Origin of the sequence: Streptomyces sp. NPDC088400 (assembly GCF_044753355.1) — a bacterium.
GTDB lineage: Bacteria > Actinomycetota > Actinomycetes > Streptomycetales > Streptomycetaceae > Streptomyces.
Genome location: NZ_JBIVMZ010000003.1, coordinates 254,480 through 277,370, shown reverse-complemented (window position 1 = coordinate 277,370; position 22,891 = coordinate 254,480). Strand labels below are relative to the sequence as shown.

Annotated in this window: 23 protein-coding genes; 11 read left to right on the top strand and 12 right to left on the bottom strand. The window is 70.0% G+C overall.

Annotated features, from left to right (window positions below):
* The first annotated feature begins 298 nt into the window (after window positions 1–298).
* From ACIQD6_RS09335 to ACIQD6_RS09325, 3 genes are all read left to right on the top strand, one after another.
* A complete protein-coding gene (locus ACIQD6_RS09335; RefSeq protein WP_401880115.1) occupies window positions 299–1,414 on the top strand; it encodes a fatty acid desaturase family protein in 1,116 nt (371 codons plus the stop codon).
* 69 nt (window positions 1,415–1,483) lie between these two features.
* Entirely contained in the window at window positions 1,484–1,666 is a 183-nt protein-coding gene (locus ACIQD6_RS09330; protein ID WP_401880113.1) for a hypothetical protein, read from the top strand.
* 173 nt (window positions 1,667–1,839) lie between these two features.
* Window positions 1,840–2,310, top strand: coding sequence for a GNAT family N-acetyltransferase (locus tag ACIQD6_RS09325; protein ID WP_401880111.1), 471 nt, complete (start codon window positions 1,840–1,842; stop codon window positions 2,308–2,310).
* Window positions 2,311–2,338: 28 nt separating this feature from the next.
* Here ACIQD6_RS09325 and ACIQD6_RS09320 read toward each other — a convergent pair whose 3' ends face one another.
* From ACIQD6_RS09320 to ACIQD6_RS09305, 4 genes are all read right to left on the bottom strand, one after another.
* Entirely contained in the window at window positions 2,339–3,157 is an 819-nt protein-coding gene (locus tag ACIQD6_RS09320; RefSeq protein ID WP_401880110.1) for a hypothetical protein, read from the bottom strand.
* Between the two features lie 183 nt (window positions 3,158–3,340).
* Window positions 3,341–3,631, bottom strand: coding sequence for a hypothetical protein (locus tag ACIQD6_RS09315; protein ID WP_401880773.1), 291 nt, complete (start codon window positions 3,629–3,631; stop codon window positions 3,341–3,343).
* Between the two features lie 149 nt (window positions 3,632–3,780).
* Complete coding sequence (locus ACIQD6_RS09310; protein WP_401880108.1) at window positions 3,781–4,380, bottom strand: class I SAM-dependent methyltransferase; 600 nt, start codon at window positions 4,378–4,380, stop codon at window positions 3,781–3,783.
* Window positions 4,381–4,470: 90 nt separating this feature from the next.
* Complete coding sequence (locus ACIQD6_RS09305; protein WP_401880107.1) at window positions 4,471–4,899, bottom strand: PPOX class F420-dependent oxidoreductase; 429 nt, start codon at window positions 4,897–4,899, stop codon at window positions 4,471–4,473.
* Window positions 4,900–5,098: 199 nt separating this feature from the next.
* Here ACIQD6_RS09305 and ACIQD6_RS09300 point away from each other — a divergent pair, with 199 nt between their 5' ends.
* Together ACIQD6_RS09300 and ACIQD6_RS09295 are read left to right on the top strand one after the other, a co-directional pair.
* Complete coding sequence (locus ACIQD6_RS09300; protein ID WP_401880105.1) at window positions 5,099–5,512, top strand: roadblock/LC7 domain-containing protein; 414 nt, start codon at window positions 5,099–5,101, stop codon at window positions 5,510–5,512.
* 156 nt (window positions 5,513–5,668) lie between these two features.
* A complete protein-coding gene (locus ACIQD6_RS09295) occupies window positions 5,669–6,718 on the top strand; it encodes a DUF6397 family protein (protein WP_401880103.1) in 1,050 nt (349 codons plus the stop codon).
* Between the two features lie 83 nt (window positions 6,719–6,801).
* On the opposite strand, the gene ACIQD6_RS09290 is transcribed toward ACIQD6_RS09295, so the two are convergent.
* A complete protein-coding gene (locus ACIQD6_RS09290; protein WP_401880101.1) occupies window positions 6,802–7,773 on the bottom strand; it encodes an NADP-dependent oxidoreductase in 972 nt (323 codons plus the stop codon).
* Window positions 7,774–7,929: 156 nt separating this feature from the next.
* Here ACIQD6_RS09290 and ACIQD6_RS09285 point away from each other — a divergent pair, with 156 nt between their 5' ends.
* Window positions 7,930–8,340, top strand: coding sequence for a winged helix-turn-helix transcriptional regulator (locus tag ACIQD6_RS09285; RefSeq protein WP_401880100.1), 411 nt, complete (start codon window positions 7,930–7,932; stop codon window positions 8,338–8,340).
* On the opposite strand, the gene ACIQD6_RS09280 is transcribed toward ACIQD6_RS09285, so the two are convergent.
* Window positions 8,312–8,665: a VOC family protein gene (locus ACIQD6_RS09280; protein WP_401880098.1), complete on the bottom strand. Its 354-nt coding sequence runs from the start codon at window positions 8,663–8,665 to the stop codon at window positions 8,312–8,314. The genes ACIQD6_RS09285 and ACIQD6_RS09280 overlap by 29 nt on opposite strands.
* A gap of 154 nt (window positions 8,666–8,819) precedes the next feature.
* A complete protein-coding gene (locus ACIQD6_RS09275; RefSeq protein ID WP_401880096.1) occupies window positions 8,820–9,797 on the bottom strand; it encodes a fibronectin type III domain-containing protein in 978 nt (325 codons plus the stop codon).
* A gap of 480 nt (window positions 9,798–10,277) precedes the next feature.
* Between ACIQD6_RS09275 and ACIQD6_RS09270 the strand changes: the two genes are divergently transcribed.
* Window positions 10,278–10,808: a GNAT family N-acetyltransferase gene (locus ACIQD6_RS09270; RefSeq protein ID WP_401880095.1), complete on the top strand. Its 531-nt coding sequence runs from the start codon at window positions 10,278–10,280 to the stop codon at window positions 10,806–10,808.
* Between the two features lie 74 nt (window positions 10,809–10,882).
* On the opposite strand, the gene ACIQD6_RS09265 is transcribed toward ACIQD6_RS09270, so the two are convergent.
* Window positions 10,883–11,911 carry a phosphotransferase family protein gene (locus ACIQD6_RS09265; RefSeq protein WP_401880093.1) on the bottom strand — a complete coding sequence of 343 codons (1,029 nt, stop codon included), beginning with the start codon at window positions 11,909–11,911 and terminating at the stop codon, window positions 10,883–10,885.
* A 189-nt stretch (window positions 11,912–12,100) separates the two neighbouring features.
* Here ACIQD6_RS09265 and ACIQD6_RS09260 point away from each other — a divergent pair, with 189 nt between their 5' ends.
* Complete coding sequence (locus ACIQD6_RS09260; RefSeq protein ID WP_401880092.1) at window positions 12,101–12,451, top strand: SH3 domain-containing protein; 351 nt, start codon at window positions 12,101–12,103, stop codon at window positions 12,449–12,451.
* Window positions 12,452–12,560: 109 nt separating this feature from the next.
* Here ACIQD6_RS09260 and ACIQD6_RS09255 read toward each other — a convergent pair whose 3' ends face one another.
* The 4 genes from ACIQD6_RS09255 to rhaI all read right to left on the bottom strand — a co-directional run bounded on the left by ACIQD6_RS09255 (window position 12,561) and on the right by rhaI (window position 18,870).
* Window positions 12,561–13,613 (bottom strand): LacI family DNA-binding transcriptional regulator, encoded by a 1,053-nt coding sequence (locus ACIQD6_RS09255; protein WP_401880090.1) that lies wholly within the window; start codon window positions 13,611–13,613, stop codon window positions 12,561–12,563.
* Between the two features lie 106 nt (window positions 13,614–13,719).
* Window positions 13,720–15,237 (bottom strand): rhamnulokinase family protein, encoded by a 1,518-nt coding sequence (locus ACIQD6_RS09250; RefSeq protein ID WP_401880771.1) that lies wholly within the window; start codon window positions 15,235–15,237, stop codon window positions 13,720–13,722.
* Window positions 15,238–15,486: 249 nt separating this feature from the next.
* Window positions 15,487–17,538 (bottom strand): bifunctional aldolase/short-chain dehydrogenase, encoded by a 2,052-nt coding sequence (locus tag ACIQD6_RS09245; protein WP_401880088.1) that lies wholly within the window; start codon window positions 17,536–17,538, stop codon window positions 15,487–15,489.
* Window positions 17,539–17,700: 162 nt separating this feature from the next.
* Window positions 17,701–18,870 carry an L-rhamnose isomerase gene (gene rhaI, locus ACIQD6_RS09240; protein WP_401880086.1) on the bottom strand — a complete coding sequence of 390 codons (1,170 nt, stop codon included), beginning with the start codon at window positions 18,868–18,870 and terminating at the stop codon, window positions 17,701–17,703.
* Between the two features lie 316 nt (window positions 18,871–19,186).
* Between rhaI and ACIQD6_RS09235 the strand changes: the two genes are divergently transcribed.
* From ACIQD6_RS09235 to ACIQD6_RS09225, 3 genes are read left to right on the top strand one after another with little or no spacing between them, the layout of a single operon-like run.
* A complete protein-coding gene (locus tag ACIQD6_RS09235) occupies window positions 19,187–20,710 on the top strand; it encodes a sugar ABC transporter ATP-binding protein (RefSeq protein WP_401880085.1) in 1,524 nt (507 codons plus the stop codon).
* A complete protein-coding gene (locus ACIQD6_RS09230; RefSeq protein WP_401880083.1) occupies window positions 20,707–21,756 on the top strand; it encodes an ABC transporter permease in 1,050 nt (349 codons plus the stop codon). Before ACIQD6_RS09235 ends, ACIQD6_RS09230 begins: the two co-directional genes overlap by 4 nt.
* A complete protein-coding gene (locus ACIQD6_RS09225) occupies window positions 21,740–22,834 on the top strand; it encodes an ABC transporter permease (protein WP_401880081.1) in 1,095 nt (364 codons plus the stop codon). Before ACIQD6_RS09230 ends, ACIQD6_RS09225 begins: the two co-directional genes overlap by 17 nt.
* The last annotated feature ends 57 nt before the right edge of the window (window positions 22,835–22,891 follow it).

Below are 22,891 nucleotides of genomic sequence, written 5' to 3'. Positions count from 1 at the left end.
TCACGGCGATGACATCCGGGTCGCGGTATCCCCGTGACCTGACTCACGGTGCGGCGTGGGCGTCCCGGCTCGCGGGCCCGACGCGTGGACTCGGCCCGCCAAGACGCACGGGCCGTACCAGGAACCCGAATTCGCCGACCGGGGGGCAGCACCACCTCCGGCCACCGGAATACCCCCACCGTCCTCGGGTGGTGACCGCATGGTCCCGGACAGCTCGCCCCTCGTACGTTTCGAGGAGGCGAGCGCCGATCGGCGCGGCCCTTCCCAGCGCATCGGCCTACAAGACCGGAGACCGAACATGTCCCGAGCCGCCCCTGCTCCCAGTGCGGAGCCCGTATCCGCCCCCGTTCCGGTCGCGGAGGCCATTTCCGCTACCGCCCCCGCCGGCGGGCGCGGTGGCGGCAGTGACTTCGCGCCTCTCCTGCGGATGGTCAGGGAACAGGGTCTCCTGGAACGCCGGACAGCCTGGTACGCCCGGGGGATCACCGTCAATCTCGTCTTCCTGGCCGCCATCATCACCGGCATGGTGCTTCTCGGACCGTCCTGGTGGACGCTGCTCCTCGCGCCCGCGCTGGCCGTCGTCTCGGCGCGGATCTCGTTCGTCGCCCATGACGCGGGGCACGCCCAGATCACCACCGACCGGGGCAGGAGCCGAGTCATCCAGCTCGTCCACGCCAATCTGCTGCTCGGCATGAGCCAGGAATGGTGGAACGACAAGCACAACCGGCACCACGCCAACCCCAACCACATCGACAAGGACCCGGACGTCGCCGCGGACATCCTCGTCTTCACCCGGCACCAGACCGCGGGCCGTTCAGGACTGCGCCACTGGCTCACCCGTCACCAGGCAGGACTGTTCTTCCCGCTGACCACGCTGGAGGGCATCGCCCTCAAGGTGTACGGCTTCCAGGCGATCCTCTCCCGCCAGGACAACCGCATACCCGTCCGTCGGCGGGTACTGGAGGGGCTGCTGCTCATGGCCCATGTCGTCGGCTACGCCGCGCTGCTCCTCACCACCCTGACCATGGGCCAGGCCGTCGTCTTCGCACTGATCCACCAGATGCTCCTCGGCCTCCACCTGGGCATGGCCTTCGCGCCGAACCACAAAGGCATGGAGATGCCCGGCCCGGAGAACAGCGAGGGCTGGGGACACCTGCGCCGACAGGTCCTCACCTCGCGGAACATCCGTCGCGGAGCGCTCACGGACTGGTTCCTCGGCGGGCTGAACTATCAGATCGAGCACCACCTCTTCCCCAGCATGCCGCGCCCCCACCTGCGGCTCGCCCAGCCGCTGGTGCGCGCGCACTGTGCCTCGCTGGGGGTCCGGTACACCGAGACCGGGCTGATCGACTCGTACCGCCAGGCCCTCGGACATCTGCACGATGTCGGCGAACCGCTGCGCACGGGCGCATAGTGGAACTGGCGGACGACGGTGTGCGTTCACTGGGCAGAGAGCGGCCCTGGCCGCGAAGGAGGCGTCGAGATGTCGACAAGAGCAAAGATCGCCATCGGGGGAGTGGCCGTAGGCCTTCTGCTGATTCCGCTGATCGGATTCTGGTTCTCGCTGCTGGTGGTGCTCGGAGTGCCGGCGGTCGCGTACCTGATGCTGGACCCGTCGCAGCGGCAAAGGCTGCGCCGGATCAGCCGCAAGGAGATAGGCCGCTGAGCCGGCCGGACGCCGGGCCGAGCGCACCGTGACCGTCGTCCGTGGAGCCGATCGTCCGGGGCCGATCGTCCGTGGGGCTGTGGGCCGGAGTGTCCGGGGCCCCACGGACGGCTGTCGTGCCCCCGTCGAAAGGGTGATGCGCCACCTCGGCCCGGTGCGTAGGGTTACGGGCCGTGGAGATCCGCGCCGTGGCCTATGACCATCCCGATGCCATAAAACTGAGCGAACTGGTGCAGGCGGAGTACGTGAGCCGGTTCGGCTACGACGACACGACGGCGCTACGCGCTTCCTACTTCGATCCGCCCGAGGGGCTGTATCTCGTGGCGTACGACGAGGGCGGGCCCGTAGCCTCCGGCGGATGGCGGTCCCAGGAAGCGGAGGACGACGGATACACCTGCGGCGACGCCGAGCTGAAGCGGATGTACGTGGTGCCCGAGGCGCGAGGCAGGGGACTGGCCCGGCGGATGCTGGCCGCACTGGAGGACAGTGCACGGGAGGCCGGGCGGGTACGGATGGTCCTGGAGACGGGCACTCCGCTGACCGAGGCGCTGGCTCTGTACCGGTCCAGCGGATACGTGCCGACGACCGGCTTCGGCGTGTACCGGGGGCATCCGGACAGTCAGTTCTTCGAGAAACCGCTGTGAGCGACGTCGCCCAGGGCCGCATCGGGATTCAGGCCGGGCGTACGGCCGTCTCGTCGAGCGCCTTGAGCAGCCCGGGAAGTTCGCTGCCCCGGCCCACCGGCAGCACCTCGCCCGGTTCCTCGTCCAGCAGGACGAACGCGATGTCGTCGGTCCGTGCGACGAAGGACCAGCCGGGGCCGTCGGCGCGCAGCATCCGCGCCTCGTCCGGGGCGAAGCCGGAACGGACCCGGCCGGGCGGCGGAGCCGTATCCACGTAACCGCGCAACTCCTTGAGTACGCGCAGGACCCCCTCATGAGAGGGTGTCGCGCCGGGAGAGGCCTTGGGCGCGTCCGTTGCGTTGTCGAGCTGTTCCCGCCACTCCGACCAGTGCTTGGCGATCTCGTCCGCGCCGAGGCGCCGCTGGGCAGGGCCCCAGGTAGTACCGGTGTCGGGCGGTACGAGCGGTGGGCGTGCGCCGTCCTCCTCCTCGGAGCCGGGTTCGGGCTCCGGATCGTGCGGGGCCGGTATGCCGGGCGCCGCGACCGCGAGAGCGATCGGCCAGCCGGGCAGCGCGGCGACCACGGAGCGCTCCTCCGGCGACAGGTCGTGCTCCATACCGCAGTCCCAGGACGCGATCGCGACGGCGACCAGCGACACGTCGTCCACCACCACTGTCCAGCGGGCGCCGTCGCCGTCCTGGCCCAGGATCAGGCCGTATCCCTGGGGGTACGGCTCGACTCCGAGGGCGGCGCATGCCTCCGGATAGTCGTCGCCGAGCGCGGCCGGGAACTGCGCGGGCGTCAGCAGCGCGGCGGTCAGCACATAAAGCGCGTCATCGTCCACGGACTCGCCTGAGGAACTGTCCATGGAGTCGTCCATCCCGGCCACAGCGTCTCCTCGTCCGATCGGTAGTCGGCGCACCTTAACCAGTGAGTAACCCGGACGTCGAGGCTCCGGAACGACCCGGTTCCGCAGGCCGCGCGGCGACCGGATTCGCGGGCTGCGGGGCCAGGGACAGCGGCTGTCGCCGAGGTACCGGGAGCCGGGCCGTCACGCGGCCGGCAGGCCGAGCAGGCTGCGTGCCACGGTCTGCGGCGACTCGTCCCGTTCGCGGGCGAGCGCGATGACCGCCCGGCAGGCGAGTTCACTGACACCGAAGGAGAGCGCCTCCGGCGAGACCCAGCCCGACGACTCGTCGATCTGCCGCTGATCGTCCTCCGCACACGCCGACACATAGGTGGCGGCGGCCTCGAATATGTTGTGCTGTCGCGTTCGGGGCCGCTCCTCGGACGGTGTGCTGACACGGTCCGACACAAGGATCCTGCGCAGTCTGCTGAACACCGGAACCACCTTCCCTCTGCTGCCTGGCAAGGAACGGACCGTACGGCTGTCACGGACCGTACTTCCAACGTACGGTCCGCGGCCCCCGGACAGAAGAGGTCCTGTCCGGGCCCTGGCCATGCCCTGTCGCGGAGAGCGGCGGCGGATCGTCAGTCCTGGCGGGTGGCCAGGGCCAGAAAGCGGGAGTCCTCGTCGGTGTACGACTCCAGCCGCCAGCCCGAACCGGCCAGCAGGGGGCGCAGATTGGGCTCCGCGCGCAGATCGTCATCCGTGATCCGCCGTCCCTGGCGGGCGGCCAGCGCGGCCCTGCCGATGGGATGGAACAGCGCCAGCCGGCCGCCAGGCCGTACGGCCCTGGTCAACTCCCTCAGATTCTCGGCCGGTTGCGGCAGATGAGCGATCAGTCCCGCGGCGAACACCGCGTCCAGCGCCTGCGAGCGCAGCGGCAGCCGACGCACGTCGGCGAGCAGTAGCCGCCCGCTGCGCCGACGTCCGGCCCGTACGGCCGCATCGAGCATCGCCGGAGTCAGATCGACGCCGAGCACGGTCCCCCCGGGGCCGACGGCATCCCGCAGGGGCGGCAGCGCGCGTCCCGTCCCGCACCCGGCGTCCAGCACCGCGTCGCCGGAGCGTAGTCCGAGGTCGGCGACGGCGGCGGCAAAGGCGGGGCCGTCGTCGGGGAAGCGCGTGTCCCAGCCCGCCGCCCGGGAGCTGAAGAATTCCTGCACATGCGTGTGGTCATGAGCCATGGAGACATGATCCCGTGACGCGGACAGTGCGGACAGGGCGGACGGTGCCAATGGTGCGGACTTTACGGGCGGCTGGACGGCCGGGTGGGTTCAGTCCGCCACGTCCGCGTAGGCCAGGACCTTGTCGATCCGTACCCGCACGACCAGCTCGCCGGGCACGCCGTTGCGCTCCCCGAACTCCTTCGCCCGCTCCTCGCCCACGTACCGTGCGGCGATCCGGGTCGCCCAGGCGAGCAGTTGCTCGGGTTCCTCGTCGATTTCGGCCCGCCCCTGAATCACCACGAAGGCGAACGGCGGCTGTTCGTCGTCCACGCACAGCGCGATCCGGCCGTCACGCAGCAGGTTGCGGCCCTTCACGGTGTCTTTGCCGGTATTGAAGACAAGATCATCACCGTCCAGTACGAACCAGATGGGTGCGATATGAGGACTCCCGTCGGCCCGGACGGTGGACAGCTTGCCGGTGCGTGTGCCGTGGGAGACGAAGTTGTGCCATTCGTCCTTGCTCATGTTTGTCGCCATGCCGCCATTTTCCGACGCCCGCGCATCCGGCGCGACGTGACACGGCGCGAGGTGAGGCGGAGTGACGCGACGTTCCGGAGACGTGAGAGTCAAGGGATCCGGGGTTCTGGTGTCCCGGGACCGCTTGCCCGCAGGCGGCCGGTGCGAAAGGCTACGGACGTTGTGAGAGCGGGGGACATATGGAGGGGGAGGAACGGCAATGCCGCTGGAAAAGGGACTCGACTGGCTGCTGGACGACTTGACCGAACGGGTCGAGCACATAAAGCACGCGCTGGTGCTGTCCAACGACGGCCTGGTGACGGGAGCCAGTACGGGTCTGGCGCGTGAGGACGCCGAGCACCTCGCGGCGGTCTCCTCGGGGCTGCACAGCCTCGCGCGGGGTTCAGGACGTCACTTCAAAGCGGGCAAGGCACGGCAGACGATGGTCGAGTTCGACGAGGCGATCCTCTTCGTCACCGCGGCCGGTGACGGCAGCTGCCTGTGCGTCCTGACGTCGGCCGAGGCCGACGTCGGCCAGGTCGCCTACGAGATGACTCTGCTCGTCAACCGGGTCGGTGAACATCTCGGTGTCGCCGCCCGGCAGCCCGGAAATACCAGCCTGAGCGGTCTCTGAGCGTGCTCCGAACTGGTCCGATCGGCCTTGTGAACGAGCCTTTGAACTGAGGTTCCCGCTCGGCCCTCGGCGGTTATCCACAGGCCGCGCGAAGAATGGCGTCGTCGCGCTACGGTCGTCACCGAGAGTAGTTACGACTCGCGGGGGAGGACCAGTATGTCTGTCAGTGATGTCCGGAGCGGAGTACGGAGCGGAGTACGGAGCCAGTCTCCGGCCGTCGGGCCCGTGGCCGGAGCCGGGGGTGGTGCCGGGGCCGGAACCGGAGCGGGGGGCAGAGCACAGGCCGTCGGCGTCACGCGGGCCGCTCGGGAACTGTGCCTGAAGCGCGGCGAGTTCGAGCTCGCCGCGCAGCTGGGCCATATCCGTACGATCTCCGGGGCCACCCCGGGCCGGAGGCAGGTCACCCGGCGGGAGATCGACCGTCTGCGGGCGGCGGAGGGATTCCCGGACACGTTGCGTGAGCGGGTACGGACCGTGGGCACGGCCGAGGGAGCGGCGCTGATGCCCGTCAGCCCCGGCCGCTTCGCCAGGCTCGCCAGGGCGGGATTCATCACGCCGGTCAGGTTCTACCTGAATCGTTATCGAGCGGTCGTATGGCTCTATCTGGCGGATGAGCTACGGGCGTTCGCTGCCCGGGAACCGGAGCTGCTCACCGGACGGCTCCCACGGACGCTCTGTGGCGGACTCGACGCGGGTGACGACCTGCGTCCTCGGAACTGGCGGGGCAGACGTATCGGCCATCTGCTGCACGAGAGCGACGGCCCCTGGGAGCGCGCGGCGGTCGTGAGCTGTGTGCTGGACCCGGCCCAGCTCGCCGAGCTGGCACGTGACCCGTACGAACGGGCGTATCTGAACCGGCTGCGACCGGATCTCGCCCATGGTTACCCGGAGTCGGAGGCGGCGCAGGCGACGGTGCGGCGCCTGGTGACGGCGGATCATCCGGACGAGATCCGGTGGCACCGGGCCAGTCTGCACACGCTGTTGGCGGAAGCTCGGCGCACACACCCTGCACCTCGATCGGGCACGCACCCGGTCCCTCGACCGGAGGGCCCCGCTCCCGACGAGGGCATCGCACCCGGCGGTGACGGAGCAGGACCCCTGCCGGTGGAGGCGTGCGAGCCGGCATGCGGAGGTGACCGCAGAGGCCTGCTGGCCCGGCTGCGTATCAAGAAGGGCCGCCGGCCCGGAACCGCGTCCCGGCCATGAGCCGGAACCCTGTTCCGGCCGAGCGCCGGATCCATGGTCCGGCCATCAGCCGGAGAACGGGCATCGGATCCGGGGGCCGGACGTCAGGAGGCGACACGCAGGACGAGCTTGCCACGGGTACGTCCCGACTCGCCGCGGCGGTGGGCCTCGGCGGCGTCCGCCAACGGCAGTACGTCCTCGACCTCGACCTTCACGATGTCCTCGTCGATCAGCCCCGCGATCCGGGTCAGGGCCGGCCCGTCGGGCTCCACCAGGAAGGCGCTCGCCCGCAGCCCCTGGGCATGGGCCGAATCCACCAGCTCGGGAGAGACTCCCGAGGGGACGGCGACGATGATGCCGCCGGGCCGGAGGGTCTTCAGCGAGCGCGTGCTGGTCGCGTCGTGGTCGTCCCCGACGAGGTCGATCACGACATCGACATCGCCTACGGCATCCTCGAACCGGACCGCCGTGTAGTCGATGAGTTCATCGGCTCCCAGCGAGCGCAGCCAGTCGTGCTTGGCGGCGCTCGCGGTGCCGATGACCCGCGCGCCGAGGTGCTTGGCGATCTGCACCGCGAAGTGGCCCACACCGCCCGCGGCGGCGTGGATGAGGACCCGTTGTCCCGGCTCGACCCGTGCGGCGTCGACGAGCGACTGCCACGCGGTGAGCGCGGCCAGCGGCACCGCGGCGGCCCGGTCATGGTCCACGGTCGTCGGCTTCAGCGCGAACTGGCGCGACGGTGCGGTCACATACTCGGCATAGGCCCCGGCCTGCCGGGGAAACCACGGCATGCCGTACACCTCGTCGCCCACCTTGAGGGTATGGACACCGAAGCCGACCTTCGTCACCACGCCGGAGACGTCCCAGCCCAGTACGAAGGGAGGTTCGCCCAGCACGCCGGCCATCCCGCCGCCCTCGCGGGTCTTCCAGTCGACGGGATTCACCCCCGCCGCGTGGACGCGCACCTGGACCTCGGTCGGCAGCGGTTCCGGGCGTTCCTGCTCGGTGAGGTGGAGGACCTCGGGGCCACCGAGGGTGTCCTGGCTGATCGCGCGCATGGTCGTACTGCTGCTCATCGCGTTCTCCTGGGGTGCTGGCCGGGGCACGTACGGGACCGTCCGGCCGGTTGTTGATCGACACCTGCACGCTAGTCCTGGGGTAGTGGTATCCCGCAAGGATGATTACTATCCTTAGGAAAGCATGCAGTTCAGGACAGTATGGAGGGAGACGTCATGGCCATCGCATGTACGACGGGCCGACATGCTGAGCACGATGTCTATGCGGCACAGTGTCCGTGCCGGAATGTGCTCGATCTGCTGGCCAACAAGTGGGCCGCGCTGGCCATCGGCGCGCTGGAGGACGGTCCACGACGCTTCGGCGCGCTCCAGCGACGGCTTCAGGGCGTGAGTCCCAAGGTTCTGACGAACACCCTGCGCCGTCTGGAGGATCACGGATTCGTCGACCGCACGGTGTACCCGGCCGTTCCGCTCCATGTCGAGTACGCGCTGACGGAGCTCGGCCACGGTGTGGCCGAGCCGCTCGGGCAGGTGCGTGCCTGGGTGGAGAACCACCTCGACGAGATCACGTCTTCGGGTACGGAGGAGGGGGCCTGTGTCACCGCTGGTGATGGCTCATCACATTGACCACGCGGCCGTTCGGGTCGATGACGAAGAACCGTCGTACGCCCCAGGTCTCGTCCCGCAGGGGGTGCACGATCTCGGCGCCGCGACCGGCCACGCCCGCGTACACCGCGTCCACGTCGTCCACCTCGATGCTCAGGTCGGGGACGATGGCGGAGGTCTCGTCGTGCCGCAACAGTGTGATCTGGGCGGTGGGCTGCGAGGGTGAGGCGAGTGTGATGACCCAGCCCTGGTTCATGACCTCCTCCAGTCCGAGAAGTACGTAGAAGTCCCGGCTCTCCTCCATGGCTTCGGTCCGGATGTCGGGCACGACCCTGCGGACGGACATCGGCATTTCCTCTCGGGGAATCGGGGGAGCCCGAGCGGCTCGGGGTACGGGTCGCCCCGCGGGTCTCATCCTTCCCCGGTGTCGCGGTCCTCGCCCGGCGCGGACGGTCCTCGCCCCGGGCGCCTCTCGTGTGCGGACGCGTTCCGCGGGGAGGTCAGGGCCGGCCGCCGCCGGTGGTGACGGTGAGCTCCGTGGAGAACGCGCCCCAGTTGCCGTCGGGCAACTGGGCGCGGAGCTTCACCCGGTAGGTCCCGCCGCTCTTGCCGACCTGGATGCTGTGGGTGGCCCGGCCCCGGGGAGGCTCACCGCCCCAGGCCAGCGTGGTCGCGAACGTTCCGTCGAGATAGATCTGATAGGAGGGGACCCCGGTGCTGTCGCCGGTCTTCGGCGCCAGCCAGGACAGATCGAGGTAGTACGCGCCGTCGGCGGTGCGCGTCGTGGCCCGGAACGCGGTCGGTGCGGTGTCGGGATCGTCGCCGGCGCCGCGCGGGGTGGTGATCTCGACGGAGCGGCTGGCGGGTGAGATGTTGCTCGCGGCGTCCCGGGCGGTGACCGTGAAGCGGTAGCGGGTACCCGGCCGCAGCCGGGTGACGCGTGCGGTGGACGTGTCGCCACCGACGCTATGGATCTTCGAGCCTCCCTGGTGGATGTCGTACGAGGTGATGCCCTGATCGCCCGTTGCCTTGCCCCAACGGAGCAGTACGGCCCGCGCGCCGTCGCTCTTTCCCGTGAGTCCGGTCGGCCGGGCGGGTGCCTTCCTGTCCTCGGTGACCGTGCCCGGAGTGGTGACAGGGGTGCCGGTGCTGTGCGGTGAGAGCGTGCCGTGGGTGTCCCGGGCGCGGACGGTGAAGGTGTAGGCGGTCGACGGCTTCAGCCCGGTGACATCGGTCATGTTCCGCGTGGCCGGGACGTCCTTGACCTTCGCTCCGCCCCGGTACACCGTGTAGCCGCTGATGCCGGCCTTGGTCGGGGCCTGGTTCCACATGACATGGACGGAAGTGGCGCTTCCGGCCTGGGCCGTGACCCCGCTCGGTGCCGAAGGCGCCTTCGGTTCCTCGTCGTTCGAGCCGCAGGCGGCCAGGGCGAGGACGGCGGCGGATATGAGCGTGGCAATCCTGAGGATCTTTCGCATGGCCGTGTCCTCCACCCGGGGGAAATGGTCTAGACATATATGGCACAGGTGTCGGGGCCGCATCAAGGGGGCGGGCAGTGGAGTGACCGTCAACTCCGTACTCGCGGGTCGACCCAGGCGAGTGGCGTCGAGGACTTCGTCTATGAACCGGCGGGCTCCTCGCTGCCCATCGTGCCCTGACCGAAGAGGCGCTGACCGAAGAGGCGCTGACCGAAGAGACCCTGACCGAAGAGGCCTTGACCGAACGGAGGCTGTCCGTAACAGCCTTGGCCACTGGTTGGTGCCGGGGTGGTAGTTGTCTCACCCTTGAATCAACTGTCCGTCGTACAGCAAGGGTTCACCGTGAACAGAGTGTTGTGTCAGATGTCGTCCGGTCGCGTTCCCCATGACGTGCCTCTCCTGTGACTCGCTGCGGAGTGAGGAGGATGAGGCAAGGGCAGCCGTCGATTGTGGTTGCATGGTTCGGTGAATCGACAGACTATGCCGACGGCAGATGACATCCCCATGTGTGAGGTCCGGCGGCGCGACGAGGGCGACCTCGAAGAGTGTGTGCGGATGCTCGCCGAAGTGCATAAGAGTGACGGTTACCCGGTGAACTGGCCGACGTGTCCCACGGACTGGCTGGCGCAGCCGACGCAGTTCGGGGCCTGGGTCGCCGAACTGGACGGCCGGATCGTCGGCCATCTGGCCCTGTCCCCGGCCTGCGCGGACGATGTGGCGCCCGCGCTCTGGGGGAGCCGTGCGGGAACGGGCGCGGAGGCCACCGCGGTGGTCAACCGCCTTTTCGTCTCTCCGTCGGCAAGGAGCCATGGCATCGGCGCCCTGCTGATCTCCCAGGGTGCGAAGGAGGCGCGGGGGCGGGGGCTGCACCCCGTGCTGGACGTCGTGGCCTCCGACACGGCGGCGGCAGCGCTCTACGACCGCCTGGGCTGGAACCTGTTGGCAGTGGTCGACCAGCGCTGGAGCCAGGACCAGACGGTCACGATCCAGTGTTTCGCGGCCCCCGCCTGATCCGACGAAAGACCCGAGTGCCCCTCCGGGCAACAGGTGTCGGTGGCCCCGCGCCGAGGCCACCGAAACCCAGGTCAGTGACGTCGTCCGCCGCGCCCGAGTCCGTTCGCCGACTCCAACCGCACCAGGGCCGCTTCGAGTTGTGGGGCGACATGGCACCAAGTCCAGTCGACCCGGTCGTCCGGAGCGGCACGAGGAACCACCTCCACCAACATGATCAGGTAGAGGTAGCAGCGGTAGAGTGCCATCCGCAGCCGGGCCGGAGCGTCGAACACCACCCGGCCGCCCGCCGCCGCGTATCCGGCCAGAAAGTCGGCGTCGTCCTCGATGTCGCCGAGCAGCGCGGGCGAGACGAACTCCGCGAGCGGATCGCCCCAGAACATCCGCTCGCCGTCGATGATCCCGCTGACCGAACGTGCGCCGGCCGCGCCGTCGAGCAGCACATTGCCCTGCCACAGATCGAAGTGGACCGCGACGGGGACAGCGACCTCGTCGAGCACCTCCGACACCCCGGCCGTCAGGGCACGGATCGCGTGGGAGCTCCGGGGCAGCCGCGCCCCGTAGCGTTCGGCGTCGTCCAGAAGCCGTTCCATCATCGTGGTGAACGCTTCCCGCCATGTCCCGGTGAGTGGGCCCAGGGGGTGCCCCGGGTAACCGAATCCGGGCCCGGTCACCGTATGCGAACGGGCGACCAATCCCCCCAACTCCCGCCGTAGCGCTGCACGTTCCTCAGGCGACAGATCCCCGTCCGACTCCTGCCACGGCGTCCCCGGGCGCTCGGACATGATCAGGAACGCCCCCGTCGCGGCGCCCGGATCGGTCTCGTACCGCACGACCTGCGGCACCGGCACGCCGCCGACCGCGCCCACCGCGGTGTAGAACGTCACCTCGCCGTGGAGCAGTCCGCGCTCGTAGCCGAGTCCGGGGAGTGACATGGGCGGGGGAATCTTGACCACCCACCGGCGCCCGTCGCGCAGGGTGATCCGGACGAGCGTGTTGTACGTGCCGCCCGGCAGAGGCTCGCGCAGCGACACGTCCTCGGGCCGGACGCCGATGGATCCGACCGCCGCGTCCACCGCGGACAGAATCGCGGACGGGGGCATGGGCTGCCCATTTCTTCTGCTTTTCTGATGAGCCGTCAATCTTGCTCCCAGGTGGTACGGATGGGTGTACAGCGGTCGAAACAGCCGCATAGCGTGCAACCGTCTGCTTTCCGTCATCGTCCAGAGTTGTGGAAGGCACGGAAGAGACGGATTACCACAACAGCACGACAGAAGGACACGGAGAGAAGCATGGTGAAAAGGATCAAGACGCTGGCATCGATCGGTGTCGGCGTACTCGCCACCGGTCTGTTCCTGGCCGGCGGTACGGCCACGGCGCAGGCCGCCGCGGCAGGTCTGCCGTACGGCGTCACGGCGTACACGAATGTCAATGTCCGTGCCGAGGCCACGACCGCGAGCCCGATCACCGGACACGTCGCGGCCAATGAGACCCGCGGCGCCTCCTGCTGGAAGACCGGCCAGAACATCACCGACAACGGCTACTCCAACGACGTCTGGGTGCGGCTCGCCGAGGGCTATGTCAGCGCCGTATACCTCAAGGGTGACAAATACGGCGGGCTGCCGGCCTCCGCGCGCTGCTGACTCCTGTTCGTCCCATGGCCGGGCCGGGCGCGGCGTCGCGGGGAAGTGCCGAGCCGCCCGTCCCGTCCGGTGCTCGTCGAGGACACCGGACGGGCAGCGGACGGAACGGTCAGCGCTCCGAAACGGATGCCTCGGCCTGGTCCGGGCCCAGCCTGCGTGTCGAACTGCGCACCACCAGCTCGGGCTGGAGCACGACGGAGCGATGCGTGTGGTGTTCCGTGTCCTGGCCCGTCTCGTCCATCAGCATCTCCGCGGCCGCGCGCCCCATCGCGTCCGCCGGCTGCCGTACCGAAGTGAGCGGTACGACCGCCGCCGCGGCGAACTCGATGTCGTCGTAACCGACGATCGACACATCGCCGGGAACGTCGACTCCGGCCCCGTACATGGCTTGCAGCACCCCCAGCGCCAGCAGGTCGTTGGCGCAGAAGACGGCCGTCGGGCGCTGCGCGAGACCCAGCAGCCGTGCGCCGGCGTCTATGCCGGACGCCACGTCGAGACGCGCCGACTCCACCTGCCGCAGGGCCTCTTCGGGCAGACCGGCCTCGCGCAGGGCGGCCAGCGCGCCCGTACGACGATCCCGGCACTGCGGGAGGAACATCGGGCCACTGATGTACGTGATGGAGCGGTGCCCGGCCGCGAGCAGATGCCGGACCGCGAGCGCGCCGCCGGCCACATCGTCCACCGAGACGGAGCAGCCCTCGGCGGCCGGTACGGCCCGGTCGACATGGACGTACGGAATGTTCTGGCGCGCGAACTCCCGCACATTGCGGCCGGTCGTGTCGGCCGGCGTCAGCAGCACTCCGCGTACCCGCTGTTCGGCGAAGAGCGACAGATACTCCGCTTCCTCGGCCGAACTTCCCGCGCTGTTGCAGAGCATCACCCCGAGCCCGGCCTCGCGGGCCGCGCGCTCGGCGCCCTTCGCGACGGCGACGAAGAACGGGTTCGCCATGTCGAGCACCAGGATGGCCAGAATGCGGCTGGTGCCGACCCGGAGCTGCCGGGCCGTCTCGCTCCGGACGAAGCCGAGCTGGTCGATCACCGCCCGTACCCGGACGCGGGTCTGTTCCGACACCTTCTCGGGTCGGTTGAGCACGTTCGAGACGGTGCCGACCGAGACCCCGGCCAGCCGGGCCACGTCCTTGATGCCGACCGTCTGCGTCACGCGTCCTGCCCGTCCTGTCACATCGTGTTGGGACCCCTGATCGGTGTGACCATCATATGCGCGGCGGGTGCCGCGTAGACGGGTGGCCCGGAGCCGGCCGTACGCGTTACGACCGGGCCCTCCCGGCGCCGATCGATGCCGCCGCCCGGTCCCAGCCGGCCTGGTCGCCGGTGGGCTCGTACCGGCGCGGTTCCAGCGTGCCCCGGAGCAGCGCGCGCAGGTCGGCGAGATCGCCGCCGACGGAGCCGGCCGCGCGTGCCTGTACGAGTACGTTGCCGAAGGCGGCGGCCTCCGCGGGGCCCGCGACCACGGGGAGGCCACAGGCGTCGGCGGTGAGGCGGCACAGGAGTTCGTTGTGCGCGCCACCACCGACGATGTGCACGGTGTCCACGACGCGGCCGGACAGCCGCTGGGCGTCCTCGATGGCGCGCCGGTGGGCGAGGGCCAGCGAGTCGAGGACACAGCGGGTGATCTCGGCGGGCCCTTCCGGCGCGTGCCCACCGGAGCGGCGAACGGCGTCCGTGATGCGCCGGGGCATGTCGCCGGGGGCGAGGAACGCCGGGTCGTCGGCGTCCACGAACGACCGCAGCCCCGGCACATCGGCTGCCTCGCGCAGGAGCCGGTCCAGCCGCTGGGGAGTGCCCTCGGCCTCCCAGGTACGCAGGCATTCCTGGAGCAGCCACAGCCCCATGATGTTGCGGAGATAGCGGACGGTTCCGTCGACGCCCAGTTCGTTGGTGAAGTTGGCCGCTCTGCTCTCCTCGGTGAGGACGGGGGCGTCCAGCTCCAGCCCCGCGAGCGACCAGGTGCCGGTGGCCACATAGGCGAACCGGTCGCCCGACGCGGGGACCGCCACCACGGCGGAAGCGGTGTCGTGGGAACCGACGGCCGTCACCGGAACCGGATCCGTCAGCCCGGTCTCGGCCAGGACCTCGGGGAGCAGCCGCCCCGCTCGGTCGCCCGGTCCGCGCAGAGGTGCGAACAGCGTCAGATCGATCCCGAGGGCGTCCGCGACGGGCCGGGACCAGTCACGGGTGCGGGGGTCGATGAGCTGTGTCGTGGAGGCGTTGGTGATCTCGGTCCCGGCTTCGCCGGTGAGCCAGTACGCGATCAGGTCCGGGATCAGCAGCAGTCGGCGCGCGGCGGTGAGCACCGGACCGCCCTGCGCGGCGGTCAGCTGGTACAGGGTGTTGAACGGCAGGTACTGGAGGCCGGTGGCCGCGTAGAGGACATCCGGCGGCAGCACCGCGGCGACCTTGTCCGCGACGCCCTCGGTGCGGGTGTCGCGGTAGTGCACCGGGTTGCCGAGCAGCGCACCGGACGCGTCGAGCAGCCCGTAATCGACGGCCCAGGTATCGATACCGATGCTCGCCGGCGCCCGCCCCGCTGTCGTACCGGCCGCCCGCAGCCCGTCGAGCACGCCCCCGTACAGGGACAGGATGTCCCAGTGCAGTGTTCCGGCGGCGCGCACCGGGCGGTTGGGGAACCGGTGGACTTCCTGGAGACGCAGTGTGCCCGCGCCACGGTTCGAGACATGACCGACCATGACCCGGCCGCTGGACGCGCCGAGGTCGACAGCGGCGAAGGGGAGCGGTCCGGTGCGTGAGGCTGGTGAGGCCCCCAGGACCGGCGAGGTGCGTGAGGCGGATGAAGTGGGTGACACGACGGACCTCGTTGGTCGGCTGGTCGGCTGGTCGGCTGGTCGGCTGGTCGGTGGATCGGCAGAGCTGCTGATCGATGGATCGGCGGTCGGGCAGGAAGCCGTGCCGAACGGAACACGGTGGCCAGGGCAGTACGGAGCACGGTGGCCGGGGCCGGTCGTGCCCCGGCCCGACGCCGTACGGAGACGGGACTTCCGCAACCCGTCCTGACGTCAGCGCAGGAACGCCGCCGCCACCCCCGCGTCGACCGGGATGTGCAGCCCCGTGGTGTGGCTGAGGTCGCCGCCCGTGAGGGCGAACACCGCGTTGGCCACATGCTCGGGCAGCACTTCCCGCTTGAGCAGTGTGCGCTGGGCGTAGAACTCGCCGAGCTTCTCCTCCTCCACGCCGTACACCGCCGCGCGTTCGGCGCCCCAGCCGCCCGCGAAGATGCCGGATCCGCGGACCACTCCGTCGGGGTTCACACCATTGACCCGGACCCCGAGCCCGCCCAGCTCGGCGGCCAACAGCCGTACCTGATGGGCCTGGTCGGCCTTGGTCGCGGAGTACGCGATGTTGTTGGGCCCCGCGAACACCGCGTTCTTGGAGGTGATGTAGACGATGTCGCCGCCGAAGCCCTGGTCGGTCATCACCCGCGCGGCCTCGCGGGAGACCAGGAAGGAGCCGCGGGCCATGATGTTGTGCTGGATGTCCCAGTCCCCGGCGGTGGTCTCCAGCAGTGGCTTTGAGATCGAGATACCGGCGTTGTTGACGACCAGATCCACTCCGCCGAAGGCGCGGGCCGCCGCGTCGAACGCGGCCCTGATCTGCTCCTCGTCGGTCACATCGGCGGTCACCGCGATCGCCTTGTCCAAGCCGCCCAGTTCGCCGGCGACCGTCGCGGCGCTCTCGGCCTTGAGGTCGGCGACCACGACACACGCACCCTCGGCGGCCAGCCGGTGCGCGACGGCCCGGCCGATCCCGGAGCCCGCGCCCGTCACCAGCGCGACCCGGGTGGCCAGCGCCTTGGGCGCGGGCATCCGGCGCAGCTTGGCCTCTTCCAACTCCCAGTACTCGATACGGAACTTCTCGGACTCCTCGATGGGCGCGTACGAGGAGACCGCCTCGGCGCCGCGCATCACATTGATGGCGTTGAGGTAGAACTCCCCGGCGACCCGGGCGGTCTGCTTGTCCTTGCCGAAAGAGAACATGCCCACGCCCGGCACCAGCACGATCGCCGGGTCGGCGCCGCGCATCGGCGGCGAATCGGGGGAGGCGTGCCGTTCGTAGTAGGCCCGGTACTCCTCGCGGTAGGCGGAGTGCAGCTCGGCCAGCCGCTCCTTTGTCCGCTCCAGCGGCGCGTCCGAGGGCAGATCGAGGACCAGGGGGCGGACCTTGGTGCGCAGGAAGTGATCGGGGCAGGAGGTTCCCAGGGCCGCCAGCCGCGGGTGCTCGGCGCGGGAGACGAAGTCGAGGACCGGCCCGCTGTCGTCGAAGTGGCCGACCTGGGGCCGGTCGGTGGAGGCCAGACCACGGATCAGTGGGGCGAGCGCGGCGGCCCTGGCCTGACGTTCGTCCTCGGGCAGCGGCTCGTACCCGGGGAGTACGGGACCGAAGGGCTCGGGCGTGCCCCGCTCGGCCAGGAAGGCCTCGGCGGTACGGATGATGTGCAGGGAGTTGCGCCCACACTCCTCGGAGCTGTCGCCCCAGGCGGTGATGCCATGGCCGCCGAGCACACAGCCGATCGCCGCCGGGTTGGCCTCCTTGACCGCGGCGATGTCCAGGCCCAGCTGAAATCCGGGGCGCCGCCAGGGCACCCAGACCACGGTGTCGCCGAAGCACTCGGCCGTCAGCTTCTCGCCGTCCGCCGCGCAGGCCAGGGCGATGCCGGAGTCGGGATGGAGGTGATCCACGTGAGGGGCGTCGACCAGACCGTGCATGGCGGTGTCGATCGACGGGGCGGCACCTCCCTTGCCGTGCAGGCAGTAGTCGAACGCGGCGACCATCTCGTCCTCGCGCGCCACCCCCGGATAGACCGCGGTGAGCGCGCGCAGCCGGTCGACGCGCAGCGCGGCCAGTCCGCCCGCCGTGAGGGTGCCCAGATCGCCGCCGGATCCCTTGACCCACATCAACTCGACGTCGTCGCCGGTCACGGGGTCGGTGGCGGATCCCTTCGCGGAGGTGTTGCCACCGGCGTAGTTGGTGTTGCGGGGGTCGGCGCCGAGCCGGTGCGAACGGTCGAGCAGCTGAGCCGCCGCGGGATGGAGGTGAGGCTGGTCGGTCATCATGTCCCTCTGTGATGTGCGGTCCGCGGGCGAGGCGGACCTACGAGGCCGGTGTACGGGGGCGTACGAGGCGGGTGTACGAGACTCACGGGTCAGGTGTGCGGGACGTGCGCGACGCACGTACGGGGCGGGCGCCAGAAGACGGCCGTACGTGACGGCCGTTCAGGCTCCCCAGCCCGCCTGGGTGCCGCCGATCCGCTCGGCGACGATCTTCTTTCCGTAACCGGACGCGTGATACGCGGCGACCGGGTCGGCGTCCGCGCCCAGTTCGGCACGGGCCTCGGCCACCAGCGGGCGTACATCGGTGTTGAAGGCGTCCATCAGCACCGCGTTGGCCGCCAGTACGTCCCCGCCGCGCTGAGCCGCGTCCAGCGCCTCCGCGTCCACCAGCAGAGCCTTGGCCGTGGCCTCCTGGACATTCATCACCGACCGGATGATCGCGGGGATCTTCTCCTCGATGTTATGGCACTGGTCGAGCATGAAGGCGGTGTCCGGAGTGAACCCGCCGCCCCTGATCACCTCGTACATGATCCGGAACAGCTGGAAGGGGTCGGCGGCCCCGACCATCAGATCGTCGTCGGCGTAGAAGCGGGAGTTGAAGTCGAATCCGCCGAGCTTCCTCTCCCGCAGCAGGACCGCGACGATGAACTCGATGTTGGTGCCCGGCGCGTGGTGCCCGGTGTCCACGACGACCTGGGCCTTCTGCCCCAGCCGCAGGCAGTGCGCGTACGCCGTCCCCCAGTCCGGTACGTCCATCGCGTAGAAGGCGGGCTCGAACAGCTTGTACTCCAGCAGCATCCGCTGGCCCTCGCCGAGCCGCTCGTACACCGCCGAGAGTGCCTCGCCGAGCCGCCCCTGGCGTGCCGAGATGTCGTCCTGGCCCGGGTAGTTGGTCCCGTCGGAGAACCACAGCTTCAGATCGCGTGACCCGGTGGCGTCCATGACGTCCACGCACTCCAGCAGGTGGCCGAGCGCCTTGCGGCGCACCGCCGGGTCCGGATGGGTGACGGAACCCAGCTTGTAGTCGTCGTCCTGGAACACGTTCGAGTTGATCGCCCCGACGCGCAGTCCCAGCTCCCGGGCGTGGGCGGCGAGCGCGCCGTAGTCGTCCACGCGGTCCCACGGGATGTGCAGGGCCACCGACGGGGCCACGCCCGTGTGCGCGTGCACCCGCGCGGCGTCGGCCAGTTTCTCCTGCGGTGTCCGCGGCACACCCGGCTGCGCGAACACCTTGAACCGCGTGCCCGAATTCCCGAACGCCCAGGACGGCGTTTCGACGGCCTGCGATTTCAGCGCCGCCTTCACAGCGGACTCGGCGGATCGACCCGTCATCTCTCAGCGCTCCCGTGGTGCGGACTCGCGACGCGAGTCCGCGAGTCAATGATGCGATCAGTGGCGCGATCAATAAGGCAATCAGCGAGGCAATTCCTTATGAATCGTTTCATCGCGGTGAAGCTATGGGAGTCGCGCGGACGTGTCAACCCCTCGTGCGACACCTGTGGTTGCCCGGGACGCACCCCGTGAATTCACCGGAAAATGTCGCGCACGGACCATTGACGCCGTCGGCGAACGGCGTTTAGCTTCCGTGCAATCTCGTTGAAACCTTTCACGGCGTTGACGTCACGAGCCCCGCCGCCGAGGAGCCTCCATGAACCAGCCCGCCCCGGGTCCCGCCCCGGTCCTGGCGCTGAAGGATGTCAGCAAGTCCTTCGGCGCCGTACGGGCCTTGCGGGACGTCTCCCTGCGACTGTTCCCCGGTGAGGCACACGCCCTCGCCGGGGAGAACGGCGCGGGCAAGTCCACCCTGATCAAGACGTTCGCGGGCGTGCACCGGCCCGACACCGGCGCTGTGCTGCTGGACGGCGCGCCCGTCGTCTTCCACGGCCCGGCGGACGCCCGGGACGCCGGAATCGCCGTCATCTACCAGGAGCCGACCCTCTTCCCCGACCTGTCCATCGCCGAGAACATCTTCATGGGGCGTCAGCCGCGCCGGTCCCTGGGCCGTATCGACCGTGCGGCCGTACGGGACACCACCGCCGCCCTCATGAAGCGGCTCGGCGTGGAGCTCGACCCCGACCGGCCCGCCCGTGGACTGTCCATCGCCGACCAGCAGATCGTCGAGATCGCCAAGGCGCTCTCCTTCGACGCGCGCGTCCTCATCATGGACGAGCCCACGGCGGCCCTGACGGGCAGCGAGACGGCCCGGCTGTTCTCCGTCGTAAGAACCCTGCGGGCCGAAGGCGCGGCCGTCCTGTTCATCTCCCACCGGCTGGAGGAGATCTTCGAACTCTGCCAGCGGGTCACCACCCTGCGCGACGGCCGCTGGATCTCCTCCGAGTTACTGGCCGGACTCACCGAGGACGATCTGGTACGCGGCATGGTCGGCCGTGACCTCGGTGAGCTGTATCCCAAGCAGCGGGCGGAGGTGGGGGAGACGGCCCTGTCGGTGCGCCGGCTGACCCGGGAGGGCGTGTTCCGGGACGTGTCGTTCGAAGTGCGGCGGGGCGAGATCGTCGCGCTGGCGGGGCTGGTCGGCGCCGGCCGCAGCGAGGTGGCACAGGCCGTCTTCGGTGTCGACCGGGCCGACGCGGGCGAGGTCCAGGTCAACGGACGTACGCTGGCCGCCGGTTCACCGACCGCCGCCATGGACGCCGGGCTCGCGCTCGTCCCCGAGGACCGGCGTCAGCGCGGTCTGGTGATGGACATGTCCATCGAACGGAACATCGCCCTCACCGGACTCGACCGGCTCGGCCGGGGCGGCATGGTGCGCCGGACGCTGGAGCGCGGCCGGGCCGCGGACTGGGCCGTACGCCTGCGACTCAAGTACAACCGCCTCGCCGATCCCGTCGGCGTGCTCTCCGGCGGCAATCAGCAGAAGGTCGTCCTCGCGAAGTGGCTCGCCACCGAACCGGCCGTGCTCATCGTCGACGAACCGACCCGCGGAATCGACGTCGGCACCAAGGCCGAGGTGCACCGCCTGCTGTCCTCGCTGGCCGCCGACGGGCTCGCGGTCCTCATGATCTCCTCCGACCTGCCCGAAGTCCTGGGCATGGCCGACCGGGTGCTCGTCATGCACGAGGGCCGGCTCACCGCGGAGATCCCCCGGACCGAGGCCACCGAGGAAACGGTCATGGCGGCCGCGACCGGGCGTAACGCGAAGGCGGCGGCATGACCACCACGCTGGACAAGCCCACCACGACGAAGAAGGACGACGGCTCGGCCCGCTCGCTGGTCGACGCGGTGTTCCGGGCCCGGGAGATCAGCATCGCCGGAGCGCTGGCGCTGCTCGTCCTCGGCACCTGGATCTCCAACCCGCGCTTCCTCGACGACCAGGGCGTCAAGGACCTTCTCCTCAACGCCTCCATCCTGGTCCTGCTCGCCGTCGGCCAGTCCGTGGTCGTCGTCACCCGCAACATCGACCTCTCGGTCGGCTCGGTCGTCGGGCTCTCCGCCTTCGCCTGCGGCAAGTTCGTCGCCGGCACCGACCACGGCGTACTCACGGTGATGCTGCTGGGCATCGCTCTCGGTGTGGCCTGCGGACTGGTGAGCGGCGCCCTGGTCAGCTTCGGCCGGGTCCCCGCGCTCGTGGTCACCCTCGGCATGCTCTACATCATCCAGGGACTCGACTACTGGTGGGCGCAGGGCGACCAGATCAGCGCCGTCGACGTCCCCGACCCGATCCTCGACCTGGGCAGCGGGAGCGTCCTGGGCATCCCCTACCTGCCGCTCATCGCCGTGCTCCTGCTCGCCGCCACCGCGTACTTCCTGCGCGGCTACCGCTCCGGGCGCGAGCTGTACGCGATCGGCTCCAACCCGGAGGCCGCCCGGCTGGCCGGTGTGCCGATCCGCCGCCGGATCCTCGGGGCGTACGCCTTCTCCGGCGCCGTGGCAGGTTTCGCCGGCGCCCTGTGGCTCGCCCGCTTCGGAACCGTCGTCGCGGACAACGCCCACGGCTGGGAACTCACCGTCGTCAGCGCCGTGGTCGTCGGCGGCGTCGCCATCACCGGCGGCACCGGCACGGTATGGGGCGCGGCGCTCGGCGCGTTGCTGCTCACCACCATCGGCAGCGCGCTGGTCGTCCTGAAGGTCGACGCGTTCTGGCAGGGCGCCATCACGGGCGGGCTGCTCCTCCTGGCCATCAGCGTCGACCGGATCGTCACCCTGCGCATGACAGCCGCACTGAGGAAGAGGAGCGCCCGGCATGGGAATGGCGCCTGAGACAGAGACAGGGAAAGCGGCGGAGAAAGAGGCAGCGCCGGGGTCCCCGGCGAAGGCGCCCGGCCCCCGCTCCGCGACGGTCCGTGAGTCCGTCAAGGCCGTGGGACTGCGCTGGGACACGGCGGTCGGCGTCCTGCTGGTGGCGGTCCTCACCGTCGGTCTCGGCACCACCGACGGTTTCGGCTCCGGCGAGAACCTCGCCTTCGCCTTCAACGACATCGTCGAAGTCGCCCTCATCGCCCTCCCCATGACCCTGCTGGTGGTGGCCGGGCAGGTCGATCTGTCCGTCGCCTCCATGCTGGGTCTGGGCAGCGCGCTGACCGGGTCGCTGTGGAGCGCGGGCTGGGCCTTCGAGCTGATCGTGCCGGTCGTGCTGCTGGTGGGAGTCGCCGGAGGCCTCCTCAACGGCTGGCTGGTCACACGCGTGGGCCTGCCCTCGCTCGCCGTCACCATCGGCACCCTCGCCCTCTACCGGGGCCTCGCCTCCGTCGTACTGGGCAGCGACGCGGAGACCGGCTTCCCTCAGGCGTACGCCGACTGGGCCGTGGACACCACCACCATCCCCGGAACCTTCATCACGTATCCCATCGCCCTGTTCATCGTGCTGGCCGTGGCCACGGCCGTACTGCTGCACTCCACCGCCTTCGGACGGTCGCTGTTCGCCATCGGCGCGCAGGAGGAGGCCGCGTACTTCGCCGGGATCAGGGTCAAGCGCTTCAAACTGATCCTCTTCGTCGTCACCGGACTGTTCTCCGCCTTCGCGGGGATCGTCTTCACCCTCCGCTACGGCAGCGCGCGCGCCGACAACGGCCTCGGCTTCGAAATGCTCGTCATCGCCTCCGTCCTGCTCGGCGGCGTCGACTTCGACGGCGGCAAGGGCACGCTCTTCGGCGCGGTCGCCGGTGTGCTGCTCATCGGAGTCCTCAAGAACCTGCTCACGCTGAACGATGTGCCGAACGAGGTGCAGGTCATCGTCACCGGGCTGCTGCTCGTCGCCTCCGTCCTCACGCCACGGGTCATCGCCTCCGTGGTCGAACGCCGGCACCGGCGCGCGGCCGTCGCCCTCCCCGAGTCCTGATCCCACACCGGGCCGCTGAGTAGCCGTCAGCCCCCGCGCCCACCGAGCCCGGCCGAT

Excerpts from the sequence above, each read along its gene's own strand:
- ACIQD6_RS09290 (WP_401880101.1), bottom strand. The coding sequence starts at position 7,773 with ATGAGCAGCAGTACGACCATGCGCGCGATCAGCCAGGACACCCTCGGT.
- ACIQD6_RS09245 (WP_401880088.1), bottom strand. The coding sequence starts at position 17,538 with ATGACCGACCAGCCTCACCTCCATCCCGCGGCGGCTCAGCTGCTCGAC.
- ACIQD6_RS09225 (WP_401880081.1), top strand. The coding sequence starts at position 21,740 with ATGGGAATGGCGCCTGAGACAGAGACAGGGAAAGCGGCGGAGAAAGAG.
- rhaI (WP_401880086.1), bottom strand. The coding sequence starts at position 18,870 with ATGACGGGTCGATCCGCCGAGTCCGCTGTGAAGGCGGCGCTGAAATCG.
- ACIQD6_RS09280 (WP_401880098.1), bottom strand. The coding sequence starts at position 8,665 with ATGTCCGTCCGCAGGGTCGTGCCCGACATCCGGACCGAAGCCATGGAG.
- ACIQD6_RS09275 (WP_401880096.1), bottom strand. The coding sequence starts at position 9,797 with ATGCGAAAGATCCTCAGGATTGCCACGCTCATATCCGCCGCCGTCCTC.
- ACIQD6_RS09265 (WP_401880093.1), bottom strand. The coding sequence starts at position 11,911 with ATGCCCCCGTCCGCGATTCTGTCCGCGGTGGACGCGGCGGTCGGATCC.
- ACIQD6_RS09270 (WP_401880095.1), top strand. The coding sequence starts at position 10,278 with ATGCCGACGGCAGATGACATCCCCATGTGTGAGGTCCGGCGGCGCGAC.
- ACIQD6_RS09335 (WP_401880115.1), top strand. The coding sequence starts at position 299 with ATGTCCCGAGCCGCCCCTGCTCCCAGTGCGGAGCCCGTATCCGCCCCC.
- ACIQD6_RS09235 (WP_401880085.1), top strand. The coding sequence starts at position 19,187 with ATGAACCAGCCCGCCCCGGGTCCCGCCCCGGTCCTGGCGCTGAAGGAT.
- ACIQD6_RS09230 (WP_401880083.1), top strand. The coding sequence starts at position 20,707 with ATGACCACCACGCTGGACAAGCCCACCACGACGAAGAAGGACGACGGC.
- ACIQD6_RS09320 (WP_401880110.1), bottom strand. The coding sequence starts at position 3,157 with ATGGACAGTTCCTCAGGCGAGTCCGTGGACGATGACGCGCTTTATGTG.
- ACIQD6_RS09310 (WP_401880108.1), bottom strand. The coding sequence starts at position 4,380 with ATGGCTCATGACCACACGCATGTGCAGGAATTCTTCAGCTCCCGGGCG.
- ACIQD6_RS09330 (WP_401880113.1), top strand. The coding sequence starts at position 1,484 with ATGTCGACAAGAGCAAAGATCGCCATCGGGGGAGTGGCCGTAGGCCTT.
- ACIQD6_RS09285 (WP_401880100.1), top strand. The coding sequence starts at position 7,930 with ATGGCCATCGCATGTACGACGGGCCGACATGCTGAGCACGATGTCTAT.
- ACIQD6_RS09295 (WP_401880103.1), top strand. The coding sequence starts at position 5,669 with ATGTCTGTCAGTGATGTCCGGAGCGGAGTACGGAGCGGAGTACGGAGC.
- ACIQD6_RS09260 (WP_401880092.1), top strand. The coding sequence starts at position 12,101 with ATGGTGAAAAGGATCAAGACGCTGGCATCGATCGGTGTCGGCGTACTC.
- ACIQD6_RS09305 (WP_401880107.1), bottom strand. The coding sequence starts at position 4,899 with ATGGCGACAAACATGAGCAAGGACGAATGGCACAACTTCGTCTCCCAC.
- ACIQD6_RS09300 (WP_401880105.1), top strand. The coding sequence starts at position 5,099 with ATGCCGCTGGAAAAGGGACTCGACTGGCTGCTGGACGACTTGACCGAA.